Source organism: Nocardioides jensenii JCM 1364 = NBRC 14755 (assembly GCF_001552535.1).
In the GTDB taxonomy this organism is placed as follows: domain Bacteria; phylum Actinomycetota; class Actinomycetes; order Propionibacteriales; family Nocardioidaceae; genus Nocardioides; species Nocardioides jensenii.
This window is the reverse complement of record NZ_BCRJ01000132.1, coordinates 1-8016: the sequence shown is the minus strand read 5'-3', so window position 1 is coordinate 8016 and position 8016 is coordinate 1. Positions and strand designations below refer to the sequence as shown.

General features: G+C 69.2%; 8 protein-coding genes. 4 read left to right on the top strand and 4 right to left on the bottom strand.

Annotated elements, in window-relative coordinates; genetic code table 11:
• The first annotated feature begins 149 nt into the window (after positions 1-149).
• From efeU to efeB, 3 genes are read left to right on the top strand one after another with little or no spacing between them, the layout of a single operon-like run.
• Positions 150-1013, top strand: coding sequence for an iron uptake transporter permease EfeU (efeU, locus tag NJ4_RS23310; protein WP_067441290.1), 864 nt, complete (start codon positions 150-152; stop codon positions 1011-1013).
• Positions 1010-2218, top strand: coding sequence for an iron uptake system protein EfeO (gene efeO / locus NJ4_RS26135; protein ID WP_245644685.1), 1209 nt, complete (start codon positions 1010-1012; stop codon positions 2216-2218). The genes efeU and efeO overlap by 4 nt, the downstream gene beginning before the upstream one ends.
• The gene (gene efeB, locus NJ4_RS26130; RefSeq protein WP_067441284.1) at positions 2215-3471 is read left to right on the top strand and encodes an iron uptake transporter deferrochelatase/peroxidase subunit; all 1257 of its coding nucleotides are present in this window, start codon (positions 2215-2217) and stop codon (positions 3469-3471) included. Before efeO ends, efeB begins: the two co-directional genes overlap by 4 nt.
• Positions 3472-3492: 21 nt before the next feature.
• Here efeB and NJ4_RS23295 read toward each other — a convergent pair whose 3' ends face one another.
• From NJ4_RS23295 to NJ4_RS23285, 3 genes are all read right to left on the bottom strand, one after another.
• Positions 3493-4356, bottom strand: a complete 864-nt coding sequence (locus NJ4_RS23295; protein ID WP_067441281.1) for a zinc ribbon domain-containing protein — start codon at positions 4354-4356, stop codon at positions 3493-3495.
• 118 nt (positions 4357-4474) lie between these two features.
• The gene (locus NJ4_RS23290) at positions 4475-5281 is read right to left on the bottom strand and encodes an ABC transporter permease subunit (protein ID WP_157551313.1); all 807 of its coding nucleotides are present in this window, start codon (positions 5279-5281) and stop codon (positions 4475-4477) included.
• On the bottom strand, positions 5278-6177 hold the full coding sequence (locus NJ4_RS23285) for an ABC transporter ATP-binding protein (RefSeq protein WP_067441278.1): 900 nt from the start codon (positions 6175-6177) through the stop codon (positions 5278-5280). The genes NJ4_RS23290 and NJ4_RS23285 overlap by 4 nt, the downstream gene beginning before the upstream one ends.
• Before the next feature lie 149 nt (positions 6178-6326).
• Here NJ4_RS23285 and NJ4_RS23280 point away from each other — a divergent pair, with 149 nt between their 5' ends.
• Positions 6327-7037: a DsbA family oxidoreductase gene (locus tag NJ4_RS23280; protein WP_067441276.1), complete on the top strand. Its 711-nt coding sequence runs from the start codon at positions 6327-6329 to the stop codon at positions 7035-7037.
• A gap of 21 nt (positions 7038-7058) precedes the next feature.
• Here NJ4_RS23280 and NJ4_RS23275 read toward each other — a convergent pair.
• On the bottom strand, positions 7059-8016 hold a 958-nt coding region (locus NJ4_RS23275), incomplete at its 5' end, for an Rv0361 family membrane protein (RefSeq protein ID WP_157551312.1).

Below are 8016 nucleotides of genomic sequence, written 5' to 3'. Positions count from 1 at the left end.
TCCGCCTGTGAAACTGGCCGATCGTCATGAAACTTCCTGTCGATCGGGCAGGAATGCACGGGCACCCCGGCGTACGTCGTGCCGACGGCTCGATCTCGAGTCGCGACCAAGGTTAGGCAGTCCTAAGCGTTGGGCGTATTCTCACGAATGTGTTGTCCAACTACCTGATCGGCCTGCGCGAGGGCCTCGAGGCCGCACTGGTCGTGAGCATCCTGGTCGCCTACCTCGTCAAGAGTGGCCGCACCAGCCTGCTGCCCAGGGTCTGGGTCGGGGTCGGCATCGCGGTGCTCATCTCCCTGGGCTTCGGTGCGGCGCTGACCTACGGGCCCCGCGGGCTCACCTTCGAGGCGCAGGAGTTCATCGGCGGCACGCTCTCGATCGTGGCGGTCGGGTTCGTGACCTGGATGGTGTTCTGGATGGCCCGCGCCGCCCGCGGTCTCGGTGGCGAGCTGCGCGGTCAGATCGACGTGGCCGCCGAGGGCAGCCGTTGGGGCCTGGTGATCGTGGCGATGTTCGCCGTCGGTCGTGAGGGTCTCGAGACGGCGCTGTTCATCTGGGCGGCCACCCAGGCCGGAACCCGCGAGACAGTCGGCTCGGTGACCCCGACCTGGGAGCCGTTGCTGGGCGCGGGCCTGGGCATCCTCACCGCGGTCGTGCTCGGCTACCTGATCTACCGCGGCGCGATCTCGATCAACCTGAGCAGATTCTTCACCTGGACGGGTGGGTTCCTGATCGTGGTCGCCGCCGGCGTGCTGGCCTACGGCGTCCACGACCTGCAGGAGGCGCGCTTCCTGCCGGGGCTGCACGACGTCCTCTTCGACATCTCCGACACGATCGACCCCGCCGGCTGGCTCGGCACGCTGATCAAGGGCGTCTTCAACATCTCGATGGTCACCACCAAGCTCGAGGGACTGGTCTGGGTCCTCTACCTCGTGCCCACCATGACCTTCTTCCTGCGGGGCGCCCGTCGGCGTACCGCCCCCAAGGACACCGCCCGGGTGCCCGCGGCATGACCGGCACCACCTCACTCCCCAGAAGGACGATGATGCGCAACCGAAAACTGGCCGTTCTGGTCCCGATCCTCGTGGCAGCGCCGCTGCTGGCCTCGTGCACCGAGAACGCCAAGTCCGATGACGGTGACCCGCGTTCGATCCAGGTCATCTCCACGGACGACGGTTGCGAGGTCTCCAAGGTCGAGGCGCCGGCCGGCACCCTGACCTTCGACGTGACCAACGCCGGCAAGCAGGTCACCGAGTTCTACCTGCTCGCCGAGGACGGCCTGCGGATCGTCGGCGAGGTGGAGAACATCGGGGCGAACCTCGACAGTCGCCTCACGGTCGCGGTCCCCGAGGGGCACTACATCACTGCCTGCAAGCCGGGCATGAAGGGCGACGGCATCCGCGCGGACTTCGCGGTCAGCGCCTCCGACGAGAAGGTCGAGGTCTCCGGCGACGAGCAGGCCATGATCGACACGGCCACCACGAACTACCTCGCCTACGTGCAGGACCAGACCGACCAGCTGCTCACCAAGACCACCGAGTTCGTCGACCTCTACAAGGCGGGCAAGGACGACGAGGCCCGGGCCTTGTACGCCGACGCGCGCATGCACTGGGAGCGCATCGAGCCGGTCGCCGAGTCGTTCGGCACCCTCGACCCGAAGATGGACCTGCGCGAGGCCGACGTCGCCGAGGGTGACGAGTGGACCGGCTGGCACCGGATCGAGAAGGATCTGTGGCCGGCCGAGGCCAAGGGCTACCGGGCGATGACGCCCCAGCAGCGCGCGGTCTATGCCGACGACCTGCTCAAGAACACCAAGATCCTGGACAAGAAGGTCGACGGCGACCTGAGGTTCACCATCGACGGCATCGCCAACGGCGCCTCCGGGCTGCTCGAGGAGGTCGCTGCCGGGAAGGTCACCGGCGAGGAGGAGTTCTGGTCGCACACCGACCTCTGGGACTTCCAGGCCAACGTCGACGGTGCCCGGGTCGCCTTCGAGGGTGTGAAGCCGGTGCTGGAGACCAAGGACGCCGCGCTCGCAAAGACCCTGACCGACCGGTTCGCGGACCTGCAGAAGCTGCTCGACGCGCAGAAGACCGCCGACGGGTTCACCTACTACGACGAGCTGACCCAGCCCGAGATCAAGGCGCTCAAGGACGCGGTCGACGCCCTTGCCGAGCCGCTCTCGAAGCTCACGGGCACGCTGCTCTCCCGCTCATGAGGCAGCCCGCCGTCTCTCGCCGCGCCCTCCTCACCGGGGGCGCGGCGGTGGTGGGCGTGGCCGGTGGTTTCGCCGCGGCCAGCGCCCTCGAGTCCGATGATGCCGCGACCACGGGCCCGGCGGCGTACGCGTTCCGCGGCGCACACCAGGCCGGCATCGTCACGCCCGCCCAGGACCGCCTGCACTTCGCAGCCTTCGACGTCACCACCGACTCGCGCGACGAGCTGATCGCCCTGCTCACCGCCTGGACCGAGGCGGCCGAGCGGATGACGGCCGGTGGCTCGGCGGGTCCGATCGGCCCGACCCAGGGCGACGCCGACCTACCGCCCGACGACACCGGCGAGGCGATCGGCCTGCCGGCCTCACGACTGACCATCACCTTCGGCCTCGGTCCCACGCTGTTCCGTGACGCCGCAGGCAAGGACCGCTTCGGCATCGCCGACCGGCGTCCTGCCCCGCTCGAGCCGCTGCCGCACTTCCCGGCCGACGCCCTCGATCCCGAGCGCACCGGCGGCGACCTCTGCATCCAGGCCTGCGCGGACGACCCCCAGGTGGCCGTCCACGCGATCCGCAACTTGGCTCGCATCGGGTTCGGCACGGTCTCGGTGCGCTGGTCGCAGCTCGGGTTCGGGCGTACGTCGAGCACCTCCACCTCGCAGGAGACGCCGCGCAACCTCTTCGGCTTCAAGGACGGCACCGCCAACCTCAAGGCGGAGGAGGAGGCCGCGCTGACCGACCACCTGTGGGTGGGCGAGCGGGACCCCGGTGCCGACTGGCTGGCCGGCGGTTCCTACCTGGTGGCCCGTCGGATCAACATGCGTATCGAGACCTGGGATCGCCAGTCGTTGAGCGACCAGCAGGACTTCATCGGCCGGACCAAGGAGAGCGGAGCACCACTCTCGGGTGGCGAGGAGTTCAGCGATCCTGACTTCGCGATGCCCGGTCGCGGCGGGCCGATCATCCCGACGGACGCGCACGTCCGCGTCGTGCACCCCGATCAGAACGACGGTGTCCGGATCCTGAGGCGGGGCTACAACTTCGTCGACGGCAGCGACGACCTCGGTGGACTCAACGCCGGTCTGTTCTTCATCGCCTTCGTGCGCGACCCGGCCGAGCAGTTCATCCCGATGCAGACGCGGATGGCCAAGTCCGACGCGCTGATGGAGTACCTCAAGTTCACCGGGTCGGCGCTGTTCGCCGTGCCTCCCGGCATCGGGCCGGGCGAGTACGTCGGCCAGGCGCTCTTCACCTGACCGACGCGGGCCGGGGCCGACTCAGGACTCCACGAAGTACCAGTAGTCGCCACGCTTGACCACATCGGTCTCGTCATCGCTCGTGGTGGTCTTGCCGCCGGTGGTGGTGCTGGTCGTCATCACGACCGTGCCCTTGGTGCCGTTGACGGTGACGGCGCCCGGCGAGAACCGGAACGAGATCTCGGTGCCGGCCGGCATCTTGGCCAGATCGGCGCAACTGCCGATGTCGTCCTGCTTGGGGTTGGCGAAGAACTGCCCCATCTCCGAGCACTGCCCGGCGTTTCCGGCGAAGATCTTCCGCAGCCAGGTGTCGGTGTCCCGGACCAGCTGACGGATCTGCTCCTCGTCGGACCCGCTCGGCCGGGAGCGCAGGGAGAGCGTCCCCGGGTCGGTGGACGGGTCGTCGGTCTCGGTGGGATCGTCGGTGGGGTCGTCGGTCACCGTCGGATCGTCTGTCGGATCCTCGGTCTCGGTGGGCGACTCGGTCGGCTCGTCGGTCGGGTCGTCCGTGGGGTCGTCGGTCGGGTCCTCGGTGGTCTGGCTCGAGGGGTCCTCACCGGCGGTGTCCTCCGTGTCGTCGTCCGGGACCACGAAGATGATCACCGCGGCGACGATGGCAGCGACCGCCAGGACCGCACCCAGGATCGCGGCGATGATCGGCCCGCGTCCATGAGGAGCCGGTGGCGTAGGTGCGCCGTACGGCGACTGGCCGGGACCGCCCGGCATCGGTGCGCCGTACGACGACGGGGCCGGCCCACCCTGGTGCATCGGCGGACCCTGGGCGGGTGCGCCGGCCGGGGGTCCGAACGGCAGCCCGCAGCGCGCACAGGCGGTGAGGCCGGGGGAGAGGGGAGTGCCGCAGCGGGGGCAGACAGGGTTGTTCATGGCTGTCAGTCTTCCCCGACGAGAGCGGCTCAATCATGCTGCTGCGACCTCGGAGAACACCGGTGGCCGGCGGCCGCCCCACAGGGGGACGACGGCCGGCCACCGACGGGCTGGGGCGCTACTTCACCTCCGACTTGCGGATCACGAACAGCCCGACCACCAGGGGGAGCACCAACCAGATCGTGGTCGTGACCGCGAGGTGGGCCCAGTCCTGGCCACTGGGGTCGCCCTCGAACAGGGCACCCTGGGCGTAGGCGAAGTCGACCCACGGCCACAGGTCGTGGAACCAGTCCTGCAGGTTGCCCAGCGTCATGAACAGTGTCGGCAGCAGTGCGTTGTAGACGAAGTAGCCCACGATGGCGCCGGCGGAGTTGCGGATCACCACACCGAGCATCGACCCGATCAGCATGCCGAGCACGTTGGCCAGCACGATCAGGGACAGCTCCTTCGCGCTCACGTTCCAGGTCGTGTCGACGCCCGCGATCGCCGTACCCACGATGTTGCCGACGGCGCCGATCGCCATCGCGAGGAACATCGAGACGACGCCGACTCCGACCGCGACCAGCAGCTTGGCGTTGATCACCCGGCTGCGGTTCGGCAGCAGCGTGAACGTGGTCAGCCCCGTGCGCTGGCTCCACTCGCTGCTGACCGAGAGCAGGCCGACGATCGGCAGGATGATCGCGATCGGGAAGCCGATCGCCGTCGCGAAGGCCTCGTAGTCGAGCTCCGACTCCGGAGCGAAGATGATCGTCGCCGCGGTGGCGAGCACCGCCGCGATGCCGATGCTGGCCATCAGCCAGAAGCCGGAGCGCGTGTCGAACATCTTGATCAGCTCGACGCGCATGATGCGGCTCAGAGGGATCGGCGCGTACGTCGTCTCGCGGGCGGCCGGGGTGGCGGGAGCCGCCTGGGTCAGCGTGCTCATGCTGCTGCTCCTTCACGTTGGGTCTCGGCGGTCAGCTCGAGGAACATCTCCTCGAGGCCGGCGTTGTCGGAGGACCGCAGCTCGGTGAGTGCGATCCGGGAGTTGAGGGCGATCTCGCCCACCTGGTCGGCGGGCGCTTCGGTGCGCAGCGCGCCGTCCTCGGCGATCGTGACCACCAGGCCGGCGTTGCGCAGTGCCTGGGCCAGCTCGGCGGCCGCACCCGTGCGCACCACGGTGCCGGCGGCGTGCAGCAGCTCGGCCTTGGTGCCCTCGGCGACGATCCGGCCGTTGCCGATCATCACCAGGTCATCGGCGATGACCTCGATCTCGTGCAGAAGGTGGCTGGAGAGCAGCACGGTGCCGCCCTTGTTGGCGTAGCCGCGCAGCAGGTCGCGCATCCAGCGGATGCCGGCCGGGTCGAGCCCGTTGGCCGGCTCGTCGAGGATCAGCACCTCGGGGTCGCCGATCAGGGCGGTGGCGATGCCGAGACGCTGCCGCATCCCGAGCGAGTAGTTGCGCACCCGGCGCTCCGACTCGCGCTCGGTGAGGCTGACCAGCTCCAGCATCTCGTCGACCCTCGACCCCGGCAGTCCCATCGTGCGCTGGGCGATGGCCAGGATCTCGCGGCCGGTGCGCCCGGCGTGCTGGGCCGACGCGTCGAGCAGTACGCCGACCTCGCGGCCCGGGTTGGGCAGCTGGCCGAACGGGCGGCCCAGCACGGTGGCACTGCCGGACGACGCGTCGGTCAGGCCGACCATGATCCGCATGGTGGTGGACTTGCCGGCGCCATTGGGCCCGAGGAACCCGGTGACGCGGCCTGGCCGGGCGACGAAGGACACGTCGTCGACGGCGGTGAATCCGCGGTAGCGCTTGGTGAGTGAGTCAACAGTGATCATGACCAGTAGCCTCGCCGTCGACGGCACCCGGGCGCATCGGGGAAGGCTGCCGCCTCCACCCCCAGTCGACCCTGACCCGACCCTGAGGGGTGAGGTCCGTCTCACCGGGGGTGAGGGAATCCTCGCCCCGGCGTCGGCGTTGTCCTGTCATGCGAATTGATGTGTGGTCCGACGTCGTGTGTCCGTGGTGCTACATCGGCAAGCGCCGCCTGGAGTCGGCACTCGCCGAGTTCGAGCACGCCGATGACGTCGAGGTGGTCTGGCACTCCTACGAGCTGGACCCTGCCGCACCGTCGGAGCCCGTCGAGAGCATGGCCGAGGTGCTGGCCCGCAAGTACGGCGGCGGCGTCGAGAACGCGCAACGCATGATGGACCAGGTCGAGGCCGTGGCTGCCGAAGAGGGCTTGCTCTACCGACTGGCGCAGACGCAACGGGTCAACACCGTCGACGCCCACCGGTTGCTGCACCTGGCGCTGCACGACGCCGGGTCCGCCGTGCAGGGCCGGCTGAAGGAAGCGCTGCTGGCTGCGAACTTCATCGAGGTGCGCAACGTCGCCGACCACGCCACCCTGGCCGAGATCGCCGTCGGCGTCGGTCTCGACCCCGAGCGGGTGACGCAGGTGCTCTCCGGCGACGAGTTCCGCGACGAGGTCTACGCCGATGTCGCGCAGGCGGGTGCCTTCGGGGCCACCGGGGTGCCCTTTTTCGTGGTCGAGAGCAAGTACGGCATCTCCGGCGCGCAACCGGTCGAGGTGTTCACCCGGGCGTTGCAGCGAGCGTGGGACGAATCGCGACCAGCCCTCGAAATGGTCGATGGCGCAGGCGACCAGGCCTGTGGCCCGGACGGCTGCGCCATCTGAGGTTCGAGTCCCGCGCCGTGATCAGTAGGAGGGCGTGTCGCTCGGCACCGAGTAGGGATCGGTCTCCGAGTAGTCGTCATCCGGGTCATAGGTGTAGCTGGGGTCGGCGCTCGGGTCGTAGCTCGGGTCGCCGTAGGGCGAGGTCGACGTGGACGGGTCGCTGGGCTCACTGGAGCTCGAGGCCTCGAAGTCGATCTTCCAGTCGCCGTCGACCTTGACCATGTCGATGTCCTGCTCGTCGCGGTTCTCGTCGCCGCCGAAGTTGCTGACGGTCTCGACCTTCGCGACGGCCTTGTCGCCGTCGACCTCGGCGTCCTTGTAGATCAACTCGATCTTGTAGTCGCTCGAGTCACTGTCGGTGCTGCTGCCGGCGCTCTCGGCGGTCTGGCGACAGTCGTCGAGGTCGTCGTCGGTGAGCTCCTCGGCGACGAGCTTGGCGAGCTTGTCGCAGCCGTCGGCATCGCCGGACTGAACGTCCTTGAAGGCGGTGTTGTAGTCGGAGATGACCTGCTCGATCTGCTCCTCGTCGCTCAGGTTGTCGTTGTCGTCATCGCCGCCGCCTCCGTTGAGGACCAGGATCAGTGCGGTCGCGCCACCGCCGATGATCAGCACCGCAGCGGCGATGAGGGCGATCAGCTTGCCCTTGCCGGAGCCGTTCTGGTGCGGGGCGCCACCGAACTGCTGCTGACCCCACTGCTGCTGGCCGAACCCCTGCTGGCCGAACCCCTGCTGCCCCTGCTGCCCGTAGGCCTGCTGAGCCGGCGGCACGGCACCGTAGCCGGGCTGACCTGCCTGGTGCTGACCCGTCTGGTGTTGGCCCGGCTGCGGCTGACCCGGCTGCTGCGGGGCGGCGTACGGCTGGTTCTGCGCCTGGCCGGGCTGCGGGGGAGTGCCGTACGGCGACTGCTGACCGGGTGCCTGGGGCGGCGGCATCGGCGCGCCGCTGATGCGGGTGGGCGCCTCGTCGCTGGGGATCGGC